Below are 16,221 nucleotides of genomic sequence, written 5' to 3' on the forward strand. Positions count from 1 at the left end.
TTTCAATCGAGTTTTCTCAGAGTCGCTCGCATATAGACCAAGGTGATGATAGCGGCAGTCGTGTTTATGATGAATACCCCCCACCAGACGCCCTTGAGTTGCCAGTCGAGAACTACAGCCAGAACCCAGAAGATCAGAAGCGGAGCGGCGATTTGGCGGTAAAGACCGATCCAGATCGCATAAAGAGGCTTTTTTAATCCTTGCAGCGCGGAGGTTGCGACATAGAGAGTGGTATAGGCGAAGTAAACGAAAGCGGAGATGCGCAAATATTCGACGCCGATACGGACAACCTCTCGGTCTTGGGAAAACAGCCCCATTAGCTGAGGTGCCAGCGCCAGCACCAACGCTGCCCCCATGATGGTGACATAGAAACCATAGAGCAGGCACAGGCGGATTGTCTCTTTGACTCGACCAAACAGCTTGGCCCCATTATTCTGTCCTACCAGCGTCAGGGCGGCGATGTTCAGTCCGACGATCGGCAGTACCGCCATCTGGTCTATCCGTGTCGCGATGCCATAAGCGGCTACGCCGGCCTTACCGTAGCGGCTTATGAAATAAGTAATGACAAATATGCCGATTGCCACGGTCAGCATGTTGAGACTGGCAGGGAATCCTTGGCGGGCGATGTCGCGGTAATAGCGCCAACGCGGAATCAACATGTCCTTGCACTCTTTGCAGAAGATGTCCGTGCGGCCGACCTTTATCAGCAAATATACGGTTGTCAGAAATTGGATGACGACGGTCGCCCAGGCCACGCCAGCCAAACCCATGGCAGGCAGGCCGTAGCCGCCGCGGATGAACCAGGGATCGAAGATTATGTTGAGGAAAAAACCGATCACCAGGAGGTTGCGGTAAGTTTTGGTATTTCCCTGAGAGCTCAGAATGCCGCTGAGAACGAAGCTTAACAAGAAGAAGACCGAGCCGTAGAAGATCACGTTGCTGTAGCTCAGAGACATGGCTAGGTATGAATCACTAGCACCAAGAGTTCGGAAAAGAAAGGGTGAAAAAGCCAAACCAAGCCAGGTTAGGATCAGCGAAACAAAGAACCCGAAGCTGATGGATTGGACCGAGTAAAAGCGGGCAGACTTCATGTCGCCGGCCCCGAGCGAGTTGGCTATAAGTGCAGTGGCGGCGGTCGACACGCCTGAGCCCAGGGCGATAATGATAAAAAAGACCGGGAAAGAAAGGGAGAGGGCCGCAAGGGCATCAGTTGAAACTATTCCGGCAAAATAGGTGTCGACGACGTTGAAAAGCGTGTTGAAGAGGAATCCCATGCTGCTAGGAATTGCGATCATTTTGATCAAGTCAGGAATGGGGGCGGTTGTAAGGTGGTTATTATTTTCCATAGGGTTATTTTATTTTACCCTACCACCTTTTAGATAAAAATAAAATTAGATTCGGAAGTATTGTTAAATATTTGCAATGTACTACTATTAATGTAAATAATCACACCTATGAAAAAAATCAAAGTAACCAAAGATGGGCCATATATAGTTTCGGGCTCAGTGCCGTTAGCCAAAGAAACCGCCGAGGGTGAATATAACGGTGGCCCGGAGCGGTGGCATACCGAGAGAAAATTTACGACCGGCGAGATATATTCCTTGTGCCGTTGCGGACGATCAGGCAACATGCCTTTTTGTGACGGAGCCCATCTCAAGTTCGGCTTTGATGGAACGGAGACGGCTGGTTATGACAAGTTTGTCGACAAGGCCAAGCTGATCACGGGGCCGGGACTGGACCTGCTTGATTGGTATGACCTGTGTTCTTTGGCCCGTTTCTGCCACCTGGGCAATAACACGTGGAACGACGTGGCTAATTCCGATAATCAGAAATCGAAAGAAGATGCTGTTTACTCTGCCTGTTGCTGTCCCTCAGGGCGTTTAGTTCCAGTGGATAAAACGACCAACCAACCGATTGAGCCTGAGCTTGAGCCATCAATCAGTCTAACCGAAGATCCGATAAAGGATGTCAGCGGTCCCTTGTGGGTCAAGGGTGGCATCGAGATTGAGTCGGCCGAAGGAAAATCTTATGAAATACGCAATAGAGTGACCCTGTGCCGCTGCGGCAAGTCAGAAAATAAGCCATTGTGCGACAGCTCCCATGTCGGCTGCAAATTCAAAGACAATCTTTAAATCGATTTAGAACCCCGCCGCTGAAAACGGCGGGTTTTTTTGATGACAGATTTAATGGCAGCTTAATATCGCCGGATTAAAATTAAAAAATAATTCTAAGATAAAACATATGAAAATCGGAATAATGGGAACAGGCATTGTCGGCCGGTCGCATGCCGAAAAATTAACCGAGCTCGGGCATGAAGTCATGATCGGAACCCGTTCGGTCGAAAAGACCATGGCTGAAGACAAACCCGACGGCATGGGGAATGTGCCATTCCGCGATTGGCATAAAAGTAACCAAACAGTGAAGCTGGGGACCTTCGACGAAGCTGCCCGATTCGGAGAAATCGTTTATGACGTATTGAGAGGCGAGGTGGCGGTGGGCGTTTTCGCAAGTTTGGATAAGGAGAGCTTATCCGGTAAGATTGTCGTGGATATTGCCAACGCTCTGGACTTTTCTCAGGGCATGCCACCGCTACTCCTGGTGCATGATGGCAATTCTTTGGGGGAACAGTTGCAAAAGGCGATTCCTGGAGCGAAGGTGGTAAAAACTCTGAATACGGTTTCGGCTCAGTTGCAGACCAATCCGATGATGCTTAACGACGGCGACCATCAGGTTTTTATGAGCGGCAATGATCCTGACGCCAAGAAGTCTGTGGAGGCGATTTTGCGAAGCTATGGCTGGAAGAATATTCTCGATTTGGGCGACATAACGACGGCCAGGGGAACCGAGCTGCTGATGCCGATGTGGCTCCGTTTGTGGGGTGCTCTGGGTACACCCTTATTTAACTACAAGATAATCAAGTAGGGCTTTGTGTTTGCTTGTCGCGATCAGGCAGGCTCGTGATTATTTTTTGGCTTTCCCCAGGTTTTCTTGGACTCTAAACCGGGTCATTCTTGCAATCAAATCCAGCGGAAGCGGCTCATCAAGCGGAAATTGGATGGCACCTTTCGATCGTTTGTATCCTTTAAGCTCTTTATCAAAGGCCTTGATTGCTGAGGGCGTCGGATAAAATCCGATATGGCCAGAATACGCTGCGAAGTGAACCAAGTTTCCCTGCAAGACAAAAGTCGGTATCCCGTATTTGATCGTTTCTTCGGCGGCGGGCGCCTCTTTTTTGATGGCAGCTCGAACTTTTGCCAAGAGCTTCTGAATATTTTGAGGAAAGCTCTTGATGTACTTGTCTGTGTCGTAATCAGGGGTGTTAATCATATTTTGCATAATATCGATGGATGTATCTTTTTTAAATCATCACGTCTTGTTATACTAACATCGCAGACTGAGATTAAAAAGTCATTAAAAATAGGTATGGCAGTGCTTTTCGCTTTCGGTGCGATGATTCTTTGGAGTGTCGGTGATTTTTTAGTGCAAAGGATGGCTAAAAACATCGGAAATTTCGAAGCCTTGGCCTGGATAAATCTGATAGGCGGGCTTGGTTTGTTGCCTTTCGTCATCGGCGATCTGGGGTTACTGGCAACGCCAAGGTATTTGCTGCCGCTGCTAGCGTTGGGCGTCATTGATTTTGTTTTTGGTTTGACTATTTTGAAGGCCTACGAGAGAGGCAAGCTTTCGGTGATTGAAGTTGTGATGATTGTCGAGCTGCCGTTTACGATATTGCTGGGCATGTTATTTTTCAAGGAGAGCTTAACTTTGCTGCAGATCATTTTGGTTTTAATGATACTTGTGGGAGTTTCATTGATTTCCCGAGGAGAGGAAAGTATTTTGAAAAAATTTTACATCCTGATTACCGGAGCGGCTAGACCATATGAAAAAGGTGTCATCTTGGCTCTGGTTGCAGCACTTCTCAGCGCTTTTTATAATTTCATGATCGCGGTCAACGCCCGCGATGTTGCGCCGGTCATGGCTATCTGGTTTCCTTGGGTGGTAAGTTTGACTTTTTTGCTCGTGTATATGCTTTATAAAAGAGGGACGGACAAGTTTTTTGCCCACGGCCGAAAACATATGAAGCTGATTTTATACGGGAGCTTGATTGAGACGGCTGCTTGGCTTTTTTTCGCGTTCGCACTGTCCAAAAAAGAACTCTCGATAACCACCGCAATCACTGAAAGTTACCCGGCGTTGGCTATGTTTTTAGGTGTCAAATTCAATAAGGAAAAAATTACAGGTCTTCAATACGCCGGAGCCGCCACGGCATTGTTGGCAAGCGTTGCGATGGCGTTTTCGTAGAAGAAAAGGCGTTAAGTTTTTTCTGGCAGCCATTGACTTAGTTTAGATAAAATTGTATATTAGCAGATAAATTTATAGAGCGTTCATTAAATCTAACCAGCCATAGCAGGAAAAATAACGAGCCAAAGGAGGCCGCCAATGTTCGATTGCGATTTGTTAGCCATGCACCACGCTACATGCGGATTGGCAACACCGACGTATAGTCACGGTTCAATCCATCCAGTTTGTTCCCCCTTTTCGCCTACGCGCGAAATATTCGTTCGGGAGCCAGAGCCTTATTTGAGGCCGTTAATCACCGAAAGCCTGGTTATGAGCGAGGCATTGAGACCTCCCTTGATCGAGGCCGGTTGGCGACCTGAGCCGCGCTTCATTTCGGAGCCAGAGCCGTTACCTAAGTTCGAAATACCGACTTTCAAGCCTTTTGTATTGGATATCCCGACGTTCGAACCGGAACCGCTTCCCAGTTTCAGCCTCCCGGCATTCAGGCCATCGGTCCTGGACATTCCGGTGTTCGAACCGGACCCGCCGCCGATCTTTACGATGCCGAAGATCGATCGGTATCCGTTTCTTACATCCAGGGTGACCATCGATTCGGATGATGACAACGATCCTTATGGCTTGTTCGGCTCGAAGAAACGAAAGAGCATCTTCGATTCCGACGATTAACCTGTTCGCGGAGACAGACAACTTCTGTCTCCGCGTCAAATCTTTAAGCTTATAATAATGAACTCAGAGATTTGATAAAAAAGTAAAACATTTTTTGTGAAGCTCTGGTCTACACCCCCCGAACGGGTGTTTTTGTTTTGAGTAATATATAAAAAAGCGCCCCGACAAGATCGGGGCGCGTGATGGTTGGGCCAGTCAGCGGAGCTGGCGCCATTTGCTGTTGCCGCTGGGCTTTCTTTTTTCCACTTTCTTCTCTTGGATGTTGAGGAAAAAGCTGATTAGGCCCTTAAAAGCGGCTACCGTACCGGTTTTGCTCATGTTGTAGCGGCGAAGCAGCTCTTCGCCAGTCATGGAGCAGTTGCCCGCGCGAAGTTTGTCTTTGACGAACAGAGCATGGTGCTTTATGGGAAAAAGGGCGAGTTCATTGTCGGTCGCGCCTTTTTGGGATTGCCATTCTTTCAGACATGCAATCATGCGCTGACGCCAAGAGTGATGGTGGATGTCGAAGTCCTCCTCGTTCCTTTCAGGCATCTCGAAGCCTTTCTGGACCAGATAGGCTTCGCCGACTTCGCTCAGGAAGTGCACTCGGGAGTTTCCGATTTCGGCTGCATATAAGCAGCCTTTTTCGGTCAGGTCTTCGAGCAGCTGTCTGATATAGATCGGCCAGACATCCGCGTAGGCGCCGAAGTAGTCACCGTATTTTTTCTTGTCGGCGACCTCTTCGTTGCCCTCCAGGACGGCTAAGAGCTCATTGGTGGAGACAGGGTACTTCATGATGAATCCGAGGATTATCTCTAGCTTCAGGTCGCTCATGCCTTTGCTCAGCGTGATTTCATTGAAGACGTTGGTCTTGAAGTATCGCCTGATCACGTCTGCATGATTGTCAGCATTGGCGCAATCGATCATCAGCTGGAGCCGCTTGAGCTTGATTATCTTCCTGGCTTCCAGCTCTTCCTGGTCGATTGAGATCTTTTCGCCGAAAGGGAAAAGGACCTGTTCGTCTTGCCGGACAATGTGGCCGAAGTCGACCAGAATGCCGACCGCCGCGCTGGCAACTGTTTTCAGCGAAGGCTTTTCCGCAATCAGTTTTTCCAGGAAGTGGTTCAGCTGGGCATAAGACGCGGGCGACCGTTGGTACTCGGTGATCTTCGCGTTGAGCCGGTAAAGAAAGTCGTAGACTTTTTGGATCTTTTCCAGGCTGGGACTTTCTTGGAAAACGAAGAACTGCTGAGTGGTGTAGTCCTTGACCCAATTGAACAGGATGGCTTTGGCTGGACGGCTGTCCCTGCCTGCCCGTCCGGATTCTTGGATGTAGGCCTCGAGCGATCCGGGGATGGAATAGTGGATGATTGTGTAAACGTCGGGTTTATCGATGCCCATGCCGAAGGCGCTGGTGCAGACCATGACTCGGTTTTCGCCTTCAAGGAAGAGCCGGCTTTGTTCGCTCCTTTCCCGAGGGTCCATCTTGCCGTGGTAGATCGAGGTCGCATACCGCTGTGACAAGGCTTTGTACAGGACGTAGGCTTGCCGGGTTGTCGAGGTATAGATCATGATCGATCCGGTCTCGGCAGAACGGATAGCGTCATCCAGCCGGAGAATCTTGTCTTCTATGCTCGAGACATGGACCACTTCGAAGCTGATGTTGTCCCGGAACGGCTCTCCCATGATGACTTCGAGTTCGGTGATCTTGAGGATTCGTTTGACGTCTTCGATGACGTGCGGCGGAGCCGTGGCTGTGAAGAGCGCCAGCTGGGGTTGGCCGAGCTGCTTGCGGATCTCGTCGATGAACAGATAGCTCGGACGGAAGTTGTGTCCCCAGAGTGAGACGCAGTGGACTTCATCTATTACCAGTAGTCCGACCTCGCGAGCTTTGACGTAGCTGAGGATGGTGCTGGCCGACAACCCTTCGGGCGAGATGTAAAGGATATCGATTTCGCCTTTCTCTACCATTTTCAGAATCGCTTTGCGTTGGTCAGCGCCCAGGTTGGAATGGAGCTGTACCCCTCGAAGCCCGTTGATCTTTCTTACTTGGTCGTCCATCAGGGCGATCAGCGGGGAGATGACAACGGTCATCTTGGGCAGCCTCAGCATGGCCGGAATCTGGAAAATCAGGGACTTGCCTGATCCCGGCGGCAGGATGACCAACGTGTCTTTGCCGCTTTGAATGGAAAACATGGCCTCTGACTGCATCGGTAGAAGATTCGAAAGGCCCATTTCTTTCAAACAGCGGTTTACCTGACTATCAAATCGGTTGTCCATGGCTTTTAGCCTCCTTTTAGCTTGAATTGTATTTTGGGGTACGGGTTGGTTGTATAAGGAACGGCTTTCGCAATCAAGTAAATTACAATATTTTGCTATTTTTGTCAATAGCATGGAAGTTGCTTATATTACGGGTGGACGACCTTAAAATCTGCTATAATTTTAATATGCCTATACAGCCATATCAGCAGGCGGTTATTGACCTGATGATTCGCCACGAAAATGCTATGCGGGACCTGTACCTGCTTTATTCGGCCCAACACAAGGGGAGATATTGGGATTTTTGGCATCAGCTGGTCAAGGAGGAGACCTCTCACGCTAACACGGTCAAGTTGATCGAGGTTAGTCTTGAGCAAGGCAAAGCCGATTTTAGGGAGGATCGTTTCAAGACCGACCTGATTGAAAAATCATTGAGCTACATCAGTGGGAAAATCGCCGAAGCGCAAACCGGCGAGGTGGCAATATTGCGAGCACTAGCCACTGCACTGGAAATAGAAAACTCTTTTATTGAGCATGAATATTTTTCCGTCATTGATGAGGATTCGGAAGACCTTAGGTTCATACTCAAGCTTTTGCAAAAAGGCACCAACGATCATCAGGAGCGAGTGAAGTCAGCCTGGGAGGCTGAAAATAAAAGCATCACCACCTAGCTTAAATAAATTAATATTAAATAAATCATATGTTTGAAAAATCCAAAAATTTTATCATTTTTAAGATTCTTGCAATCGGATTCTTGACGTTGCTGCTGCTTATCCCAACTGCCATGATAAGCAGTCTGGTGGATGAGCGGGAACAAAGGAGGAATGAGGCAATAAACGAGATTGATGCCAAGTGGGGCAATAAGCAGACGATCGTCGGACCGATTTTGACCCTGCCATATAAAAAGATCATTCAACAGGACAATAAGGCTATCGAGCAAATCGAATATGCCCACTTCTTGCCGGACACCTTATCCATCAAGGGCGCTATCGCTCCCGAAATGAGACAAAGAGGAATTTATCAGGTGGCTGTCTATGGTTCTGATTTGAAATTTCAAGGGGCTTTCAGTCAGCCGAATTTAAAAGATCTTAATATCGCGTCAGATAAAGTTCTGTGGGAAGACGCGTTTGTCTCGATAGGGATTTCTGACATGAGGGGCATCAAGGACGAGATAAAAATTACCTGGAACGGGAAAGAGGCGAATGCCAAGCCCGGGCTGGGCAGTGAGATGGTTCTGGGAGAATTTGATTCACGTGCTTTCGAAGGCGAGGTGATTGAAAAAAGTCGGACAACTAACGGGCTGAACTCGGGAGTTAACGCTAAAGTAGCGCTAGGCCCTGCCAACACTGGGGCGAACACATATTCCTTTGATCTTAATTTGAACGGTAGCGAAGGTCTTTATTTTGTGCCCCTGGGAGGCGAGACAGCTGCAGAGCTTGCATCCGTCTGGAAGGATCCTAATTTTGGAGGAGCATTTTTACCCGACGAAAGGGAAGTTGGTAAAGATGGATTCCGTGCCAAGTGGAAAGTGTTGCAGCTTAATAGGAATTTTCCGCAAAGCTGGTTAGGCGACAGCAACCAAGAAATGTCATCTTCAGCCTTTGGCGTTAATCTTTTAATCCCTGTCGACGAATACCAGAAGAACGCGCGCTCGATTAAATACGCCATTCTATTTATAGCGCTGACCTTCTTGATATTTTTCTTTTCCGAAGTGATGAACAAGAATCGCATCCATCCGATGCAATATCTTTTAGTCGGGCTGGCACTAGTCTTGTTCTTCTCGTTGCTATTATCCCTTAGCGAGCATTTGAATTTCAATTTAGCTTATCTTCTGTCCAGTTCGGCGACGATATTGATGGTAACGCTTTATTCCAGGCACATCTTCAAAAGCTCTCGCATGTCATTGCTACAGGCTGGAATTATGATTATAGTTTACGGGTTCATCTTCGCAATCCTTCAACTCCAGGATTATTCTCTGCTGGTCGGCAGTATCGGACTGTTCGCAATCTTGGCAATCGTAATGTTCATATCCAGAAAGATTAACTGGTATGAAATTGGCTGATAAAAAGAAGCGAGCCCCCCTTGGGGCAACCTATGCCGTAAATCGATTCTGAACTCCTTGGTAAAAACACCCATAACATTTATTAAAAAAGTTATGGGTGTTTTTTATTATTTGCCGGGCAGAAGCTCAAAAAGCCTTATCAATTGAGCATTTGCCTGGCCTAAGCGTTGTCCATGGCTAGCGATGTATTAAGCGAATTGATAAGTTAATCAATACTTAATTAAGGTTTGATTAAATCACCATATAGACCAAGATTTAACGGTCGCTTATAAGATGTAGCTCCATAATCATGAAATCAGATCAGTATATCGTATTAATTTTGATTATCTCCAGCCTCTGTTTGGCTGCGATATTTGCATTCTCTGGCCAAGACGAACAACAGTCTGACGAGCAGAGGATAAAAAATTTGCTTTTGAGAATGACGCCTCTAGAAAAAATCGGACAAATGGTGTTGGTTGATAAAAATGCCGTTAAGCCTGAAGATATTACGCGAAAACTTATTGGCGGGGTGCTGTCGGGAGGTGGCGGAAATCCAGAGATAAATACGCCCCAGGGTTGGCGTCAAATGGTTTTGGAATATCAGAATGCAGCATATAAATCACGTCTAGCGATCCCGATATTGTATGGTGTCGATGCTGTTCATGGCAATGGCAATGTTTATGGTGCGGTTATTTTTCCCCACAACATCGGATTGGGGGCAACGCGGAATGCGAAGCTGGTGGAAGAGATTGGCAGGATTACGGCAGAAGAAATAAGTGCCACGGGGGCTAATTGGAATTTTGCACCTGTATTATCGATGCCGATGGATTATCGCTGGGGCAGGGTTTATGAGTGTTATAGCACGGACCAGGCCTTAGTAACTGAATTGAGTAAGAGCTATATTAACGGCCTGCACAGTCAAAATGTCCTTGCTACCCCTAAACATTTTATCGGCGAAGGGAGTGAAAACTGGGGCTCATCGAATGAATATGAGTTGGATCAGGGTAATATTATAATGAGCATCGATGAGTTGAAAAGTACTCAGCTCGACCCTTTCAAGGAAGCAGTCAGGGCGGGTTCTATGAGTATCATGATTTCGCGAAGCTCATTGAATGGAAAAAAAATTAGCGCTGATAAATATCTTCTGACCGACCTTTTGAAGAACGAAATCGGTTTCAAGGGTTTTCTGGTGTCCGATTGGGGAGCCATTGATCAGATACAGGGTGATTATTATCAAGATATCGTAACTTCGATCAACGCGGGAATGGATATGGTCATGTTGCCGTCTGATTATGATTCATTTATCGATAAGATTTCAGAGGCCATAAAAAATGGAGACATAAAGCAAGAGAGAATCGATGATGCTGTGACGCGAATATTGCGCGCAAAGTTTTCGATTGGGTTATTTGACGAGGCAACCGACTCATCGGGGTTGTTGGAAAAAATCGGTTCAAGCAGCCATCGTGAAGTTGCTAGGCAAGCCGTGCGGGAATCGCTTGTGCTTTTGAAAAATGAGCGAAATGCCCTGCCCATAATAAACCCAAGAAGGATCTTGATAGTCGGGCGAGCTGCTGACGATATAGGCATGCAGGCTGGCGGTTGGACAATCGAGTGGCAAGGAGGCCACGGGGACACGACGCCTGGCACCTCCATCCTCAGCGCTTTTAAAAACGAGTTTAAGGATTCAGAAATTATTTACGACGCGATGGCTACGGGAACCAAATCAATAAAAGCCGATGTGGGAGTCGTAGTGGTGGGTGAGCGGCCCTATGCTGAAGGTGTGGGTGATCGCCAGAGGTTATTATTGTCGCCAGAGGATTTGAAGCGAATTCAAGTAGCTAAAAAGAATAGCGATAAAGTAGTGTTGGTTATTTTGTCTGGCCGACCGTTAATTGTTCAGAACGCTTTAAGGGACGTTGATGCGGTCGTCGTGGCTTGGTTGCCTGGAACCGAGGGCGCTGGAATTACAGACGTCTTGTCTGGCAAATATAATTTTTCCGGAAAGCTACCATTGGCCTGGCCGAAAACAATGGAGCAAATTGAAAAAAAGGATGTGAGAGATCCATTATTCAAATTCGGTTTTTGGCTAACCTACTGAAATTAGTACAAACGAATTCATCAGGATTCATGAGTTAGGGTTTTATATGTAGTGAACCATTACCGTTTTTTACATAAAAGAAAATCCTCGCAAAAAGCGAGGGTTTTCTTTTAGAGGCAAGCTATATAATATGTTCAGGACAATATATAAAATGAAGTTAGATTCAGTTTAGTTTAGCCGTTCTATTTGCCCAATCTCCAAAGTGTATCAAAGAATTGCTTGTAGCTTTCTGCAATTTGCTGATTTTGAATCAAGAAGGCTGTAACTGGTTCACCAAAAAGATTAAAGCTGATTTTATCAGACCAGATATTCGTATTAACAAGGCCTGTAAACAATCCTGGCAGAAGGCGGTATTCGAAATTTAATCTCTCAGATTTAGATAGACTTAGCGCATCTCTTTGAGGTTCACTACCAATATATTTAATTTTAATATTTTTCTTGTTCCTGGTTTTTTCATAGCCGAAAAGTTTATCACTTAGTATTCTGCTAAAATTATCACCCTCTCCGCCGATTATTAGGAGTTCAGAATTAGCTTTGGCTGTGTTCAGAAGATTGAGTTCGTGTGAGACATATGACTCTTCTCCCTGAAAAACTTCAAATTGTTGAGCGGGCGGTAAGATAATGGCCTTCTGAAGCTGGAGAACGACATTGTCTGCTAGTTTTTTTTGTTGATCAACAAGTTTTGAAATTTGAGATGGATTTTTTGCAGAGAATTTTTTTCGACCCCGCTTTATTATATGTTGAACTAGCCCCCTTTTTTCAAGCGCTTCAATTGATTGATATACATACTGTCCATGTAGGTTGGTCTGGCTTATTATCTTAGAGCTGCCCACCTCCCCTAGAAAGAGAAGTGATATATAAACAGATGATTCGTTTTTGGTTAGACCTAGCCTAGAAAGATCGTTTATCAATCCTTGTTTTACATTTTCATCAAACATATTTGATATTAGTATGATAATTACCCAGTATAATTGATAATTATATCATATTTTTTATCATCAAAATATATTGACATAATAATTATTTTGTGCAATAATATAATATTGCTGAATGTGGTTTTCGGTTTAACTGCAATAATATATAATCATATATATGACGTATACAAAAAAATTTAAAGAGTTGAGTAAAAAATCGGCACACATTGCGGGCGGGAAAGGCGCATCATTGGGCGAGATGATAAATTCTGGCATCCCTGTTCCGGATGGTTTTGTGGTTATGACACTCAGCTTCGATTTATTTATCAAAAAAAATAACATTGAGTCAGAGATTTCTAGTATTTTAGCGAGTGTTAATATCAAGGACAGCCAAACCATAGAGGAGGCTTCATGGAAAATTCGAAAGCTAATCATGTCCTGTTCAATTCCAAAGGAGATCGAAAAGGAAATATTAAGTCGGTTTAAGGCGTTGAAAGCACCCTATGTGGCGGTTAGATCATCTGCCACTGCAGAGGATGGCGCCTCAGCAGCATGGGCCGGTCAACTCGAGAGCTACTTAAACACAAACGACAAGACATTGCTTTTGAATGTTAAAAAGTGTTGGGCTTCTTTATTTACTCCGCGGGCGATATTTTATCGAATTGAGCAAAAATTTGAAAATAAAAAAGTGGCCGTTGCGGTGGTTGTTCAGAAGATGGTAAACAGCGAATGCTCAGGAATAGCCTTTAGCATCCATCCCGTTTTGAATGATAGCCGACAGATAGCGATTGATGCCGGCTACGGCTTGGGCGAATCTATCGTGGGTGGCCTGGTTACGCCAAACAGTTATTGCGTAGCAAAAGATACTTTCTGCATTTTGGATAAGATTCATTACGAACAAGAGAAGAAGCTGGTCAGGAGTTCGCAAGGAGGCAATGTTTGGAAAAAAACAAGCAAAAAGGAAAGGAGCCTATTCGTTTTAAGCGATGAAAAAATTATCACATTGGCGAAGATTGTTGCAAGAATCGAAAAGCATTATGGATTCGCTTGCGACATCGAGTGGGCGTATGAAAAAGGAAAATTTTACATCGTTCAAAGCAGGCCAGTCACCACGGTGAACAGGAAAAATCAGACGTCTCTTGAACAATTGAATTGGTACTATTGGGGTTGTTGGAAAAACACGGCCCTTTGGGCCTCGCCTTGGTATCAAATGGCAAAAACCAAGGTCGTTAAAGAGTTGGGTCTGAAGAATTTGATTTCTGGTAAAAGCATATTTACAGACGGCCATTATTTTACCCTGCAAACTGATTTCGATTTAGTAAGGCCGGAGATAATCGCGAGTTTGGAAGGAAAAAGCGAATGGTTGAATCAGTATTTCAAATTGTGCGACATTCACACGAAGAAGCTCATCAGGCTGAAGAGTGATAAAAATTTATCAGTGTTTTTAATGGAACTTTACGAGGTGTTTACTTTGTCGCTATTATCTCGGTATGTCGATGTGAATTTGGAACACTACGCAAAAAGAGTCTGCAATGATTTAAAGTATCCATATCAAGACCTGGTTTCGCAAATGTTATTGAGAAAGGAAACGCCTTCAAGCGGGTATGGTAAAGCTATTTCAAGTAAGATGCCAGCTGAAGAGATCCTTGAGGAGTTCGGCTGGTTCGGCGCAAGTTTTTATACGGGCGAGCCGACTTTAACGCTTGAAAAAATCAAGTCTGATAGAAAAGAGCTGACTGCGGTCCGTAAATCGCACTCGAAAACCATAAAACTGGATAAACGTTTGCGTAAGTGTGTAGATGTCGGTTCGGAAATTTCTTTCATCAGGACGAACTTAGCCGAGGTGTTCAGCATGGTGTCTTATGAATACTTTGATCAGTTAAAGGAGGTGGCCAAAAAGAGCAAGCTTAAGTTTGAGGATGTGATGAGGATGATCCCTGAGGAGGTTGTTGCATTAGTTAAGAACGGCCGGAAGCCGAAAAATATCAAAGCCAGAAAGAATGAATTCGGAATCGTGGCAGACAAAAAGGGCATAAGGCTTATATACGGAAAAGAATTGGCCGTAATGACGAATAAATTTTCGTATTTATATAAGCCTAGCGAATCGCTAAACGAGTTTACGGGTTTGAGCGCCTTTAATGGCATTGCGAAAGGCATTGCCAGAATCGTTTTGGAGGCGAAGGACATTGGCAAAGTTGGCGAGGGTGAAATAATAGTCGCCCCCGAGACTACGCCGGATTACATACTTGGCATGAAGAAGGCGGCAGCCTTTGTGACGAATCAGGGCGGCATAACATCTCACGCGGCAATCGTTGCAAGAGAAATGCAGAAGCCTTGCGTCATCGCCACTAAGATCGCGACTGAGGCGATCAAGGATGGAGATTTGATCGAGGTGAATGCGAACCAGGGTATAGTAAAGATTTTAGAAAAAGGCAAATGAGTTAATCATATAAAAAACGAGCTTGCTTGGCTCGTTTTTTATATTTTGGGGTGGCTACAGGGAATCGAACCCTGATAATCGGCACCACAAGCCGGTGTAATAACCGCTATACGATAGCCACCATAAAGTCCATGCTGAATGGACTAAAATAATATACTGTAAAAAAACCGTTCTGGCAAGACCGTGCCTAAAATGAATTTCAGTACCCCCGGCAGGAGTCGAACCTACGTAACCAGCTTAGAAGGCTGGTGTTCTATCCGTTGAACTACGGGGGCAAAAATGACAAATTTGCCAATTTTTTGGCAAATATTAGTCATTAGTAATATAAATTGTAGCAAAAAAGGTCAGAAAAGTCAAAGCCTTGAAAAAAAATAGCCTTTGTGTTATGGTTTGGAAGTATTTTAATAAATAAATGACCCTTTCTTGGACCTCGGATGTCTTGCGTATATATAATGTAAGGCGCTTCTTCGGAAAAAGAGGTTACCCGACTCTCGGATAGGGACACGAAAAACGAATGTTGGACAAAAAAGTCAAACAGCGGATCATTCAGAAGTTCCGCACCCACGCTAACGACACCGGTTCTTCTCAGGTGCAAATCGCTATCCTGACTGAAGAAATCGAACGCTTGACCGATCATTTGAAAGGCCACAAGCAGGATCATTCTTCCCGTCGCGGCCTTCTGAAGAAGGTCAACGAACGCCGAAAATTGCTGAAGTATCTGCAAAAGGAAGACGAAGCCGCTTTCGGCGAATTGGCCAAGAAGCTTAAGCTGAAGATTGCCAAGAAGATGATTGAGGAAGAAGAGGAGCGCAAGCGCATCGAAGAAGCCATGATGGCTGGCGATGTGTTGAAGTCGGAAACGGAAGAAGAGGTCGTTGAAGAGGCTGCGTAAGGCCTGCTCCGAATTGTCGGAGAAATAATATCCATATGATAAAACACAAGGAGCAACGCGTTGGTGTCCTGGTCGACGTATCGAACATGTACCACTCCGCGAAAAACCTGTTCAAGCGCCGCGTTAACTATAAAGAAGTCTTGAACGCTGCCGTGGCCGAGCGCAAGCTCATTCGCGCCACCGCCTATGCGGTCAAGACCGAGGGTGAAGAAGAGCTGCCTTTTTTCGAGGCCTTGTCCCAGCAGGGATTCGAGGTCAAGATGAAGGACTTGCAGATTTTTGCAGGCGGCATGAAGAAAGCTGATTGGGATGTCGGTATCGCTATCGACGCGATCAAGCTAGCTTCGAAGCTGGATGTGATCGTGCTCGTCACCGGCGATGGCGATTATATCCCGCTCGTCAACTATCTGCAGAACACCACGGGCTGCTTGGTAGAAGTGGTCGGTTTCCGCCAGACGACTTCATCGAAATTGATCGAAGAAGCCGATGATTTCATTAATCTGAGCGAGAATAGGAGATTCTTATTGCGATAACATATACAAAAGGAGGGGGCGGCTTTGCCGCCCCCTTTATCGCGTTAGCTGATAATTATTAACATAAGCTTGGCTGGCAAACAGATAGTGCTGTGGG

At 45.8% G+C, this 16,221-nt stretch carries 14 protein-coding genes and 2 tRNA genes; 10 read left to right on the forward strand and 6 right to left on the reverse strand.

The annotated features are described in order from the left end of the window. Window positions 1-2 precede the first annotated feature (2 nt). Window positions 3-1,346, reverse strand: coding sequence for an MATE family efflux transporter (locus tag HGA34_03565; protein ID NTW22592.1), 1,344 nt, complete (start codon window positions 1,344-1,346; stop codon window positions 3-5). Between the two features lie 108 nt (window positions 1,347-1,454). Here HGA34_03565 and HGA34_03570 point away from each other — a divergent pair, with 108 nt between their 5' ends. Both HGA34_03570 and HGA34_03575 read left to right on the forward strand, forming a co-directional pair. Further along, complete coding sequence (locus tag HGA34_03570; protein ID NTW22593.1) at window positions 1,455-2,132, forward strand: iron-binding protein; 678 nt, start codon at window positions 1,455-1,457, stop codon at window positions 2,130-2,132. Window positions 2,133-2,241: 109 nt separating this feature from the next. Then, window positions 2,242-2,922 carry an NAD(P)-binding domain-containing protein gene (locus HGA34_03575; protein ID NTW22594.1) on the forward strand — a complete coding sequence of 227 codons (681 nt, stop codon included), beginning with the start codon at window positions 2,242-2,244 and terminating at the stop codon, window positions 2,920-2,922. 39 nt (window positions 2,923-2,961) lie between these two features. Here HGA34_03575 and HGA34_03580 read toward each other — a convergent pair whose 3' ends face one another. Continuing rightward, window positions 2,962-3,327 (reverse strand): hypothetical protein, encoded by a 366-nt coding sequence (locus HGA34_03580; GenBank protein ID NTW22595.1) that lies wholly within the window; start codon window positions 3,325-3,327, stop codon window positions 2,962-2,964. Window positions 3,328-3,330: 3 nt separating this feature from the next. On the opposite strand from HGA34_03580, the gene HGA34_03585 reads away from it, so the two are divergent. Both HGA34_03585 and HGA34_03590 read left to right on the forward strand, forming a co-directional pair. Next, window positions 3,331-4,302 carry a DMT family transporter gene (locus tag HGA34_03585; protein ID NTW22596.1) on the forward strand — a complete coding sequence of 324 codons (972 nt, stop codon included), beginning with the start codon at window positions 3,331-3,333 and terminating at the stop codon, window positions 4,300-4,302. 309 nt (window positions 4,303-4,611) lie between these two features. Continuing rightward, window positions 4,612-4,968 carry a hypothetical protein gene (locus tag HGA34_03590; GenBank protein NTW22597.1) on the forward strand — a complete coding sequence of 119 codons (357 nt, stop codon included), beginning with the start codon at window positions 4,612-4,614 and terminating at the stop codon, window positions 4,966-4,968. A gap of 195 nt (window positions 4,969-5,163) precedes the next feature. Here the strand turns inward: HGA34_03590 and HGA34_03595 are convergent, their stop codons facing one another. Next, on the reverse strand, window positions 5,164-7,227 hold the full coding sequence (locus HGA34_03595; GenBank protein ID NTW22598.1) for an ATP-dependent DNA helicase RecQ: 2,064 nt from the start codon (window positions 7,225-7,227) through the stop codon (window positions 5,164-5,166). A 167-nt stretch (window positions 7,228-7,394) separates the two neighbouring features. Here HGA34_03595 and HGA34_03600 point away from each other — a divergent pair, with 167 nt between their 5' ends. The 3 genes from HGA34_03600 (at window position 7,395) to HGA34_03610 (ending at window position 11,345) form a co-directional block, all read left to right on the forward strand. After that, on the forward strand, window positions 7,395-7,877 hold the full coding sequence (locus tag HGA34_03600; protein NTW22599.1) for a hypothetical protein: 483 nt from the start codon (window positions 7,395-7,397) through the stop codon (window positions 7,875-7,877). 29 nt (window positions 7,878-7,906) lie between these two features. Continuing rightward, window positions 7,907-9,268 (forward strand): cell envelope integrity protein CreD, encoded by a 1,362-nt coding sequence (gene creD, locus HGA34_03605; GenBank protein NTW22600.1) that lies wholly within the window; start codon window positions 7,907-7,909, stop codon window positions 9,266-9,268. A 289-nt stretch (window positions 9,269-9,557) separates the two neighbouring features. Continuing rightward, the gene (locus HGA34_03610) at window positions 9,558-11,345 is read left to right on the forward strand and encodes a glycoside hydrolase family 3 protein (protein NTW22601.1); all 1,788 of its coding nucleotides are present in this window, start codon (window positions 9,558-9,560) and stop codon (window positions 11,343-11,345) included. 182 nt (window positions 11,346-11,527) lie between these two features. Here the strand turns inward: HGA34_03610 and HGA34_03615 are convergent, their stop codons facing one another. Further along, window positions 11,528-12,283 (reverse strand): hypothetical protein, encoded by a 756-nt coding sequence (locus tag HGA34_03615; protein ID NTW22602.1) that lies wholly within the window; start codon window positions 12,281-12,283, stop codon window positions 11,528-11,530. Between the two features lie 154 nt (window positions 12,284-12,437). Between HGA34_03615 and HGA34_03620 the strand changes: the two genes are divergently transcribed. Beyond that, a complete protein-coding gene (locus HGA34_03620; protein ID NTW22603.1) occupies window positions 12,438-14,699 on the forward strand; it encodes a hypothetical protein in 2,262 nt (753 codons plus the stop codon). Between the two features lie 46 nt (window positions 14,700-14,745). Here HGA34_03620 and HGA34_03625 read toward each other — a convergent pair. Together HGA34_03625 and HGA34_03630 are read right to left on the reverse strand one after the other, a co-directional pair. Beyond that, window positions 14,746-14,820 (reverse strand) — tRNA-His (locus HGA34_03625). Between the two features lie 82 nt (window positions 14,821-14,902). Continuing rightward, window positions 14,903-14,974: transfer RNA gene (locus HGA34_03630), tRNA-Arg, on the reverse strand. A 239-nt stretch (window positions 14,975-15,213) separates the two neighbouring features. Between HGA34_03630 and rpsO the strand changes: the two genes are divergently transcribed. Then, a complete protein-coding gene (gene rpsO / locus HGA34_03635; protein NTW22604.1) occupies window positions 15,214-15,591 on the forward strand; it encodes a 30S ribosomal protein S15 in 378 nt (125 codons plus the stop codon). 35 nt (window positions 15,592-15,626) lie between these two features. Continuing rightward, on the forward strand, window positions 15,627-16,124 hold the full coding sequence (locus tag HGA34_03640; protein ID NTW22605.1) for an NYN domain-containing protein: 498 nt from the start codon (window positions 15,627-15,629) through the stop codon (window positions 16,122-16,124). Window positions 16,125-16,221: the final 97 nt, after the last annotated feature.

The organism is Candidatus Falkowbacteria bacterium, from assembly GCA_013336275.1.
In the GTDB taxonomy this organism is placed as follows: Bacteria; Patescibacteriota; Patescibacteriia; order Patescibacteriales; family GWE2-39-37; genus JAAXUA01.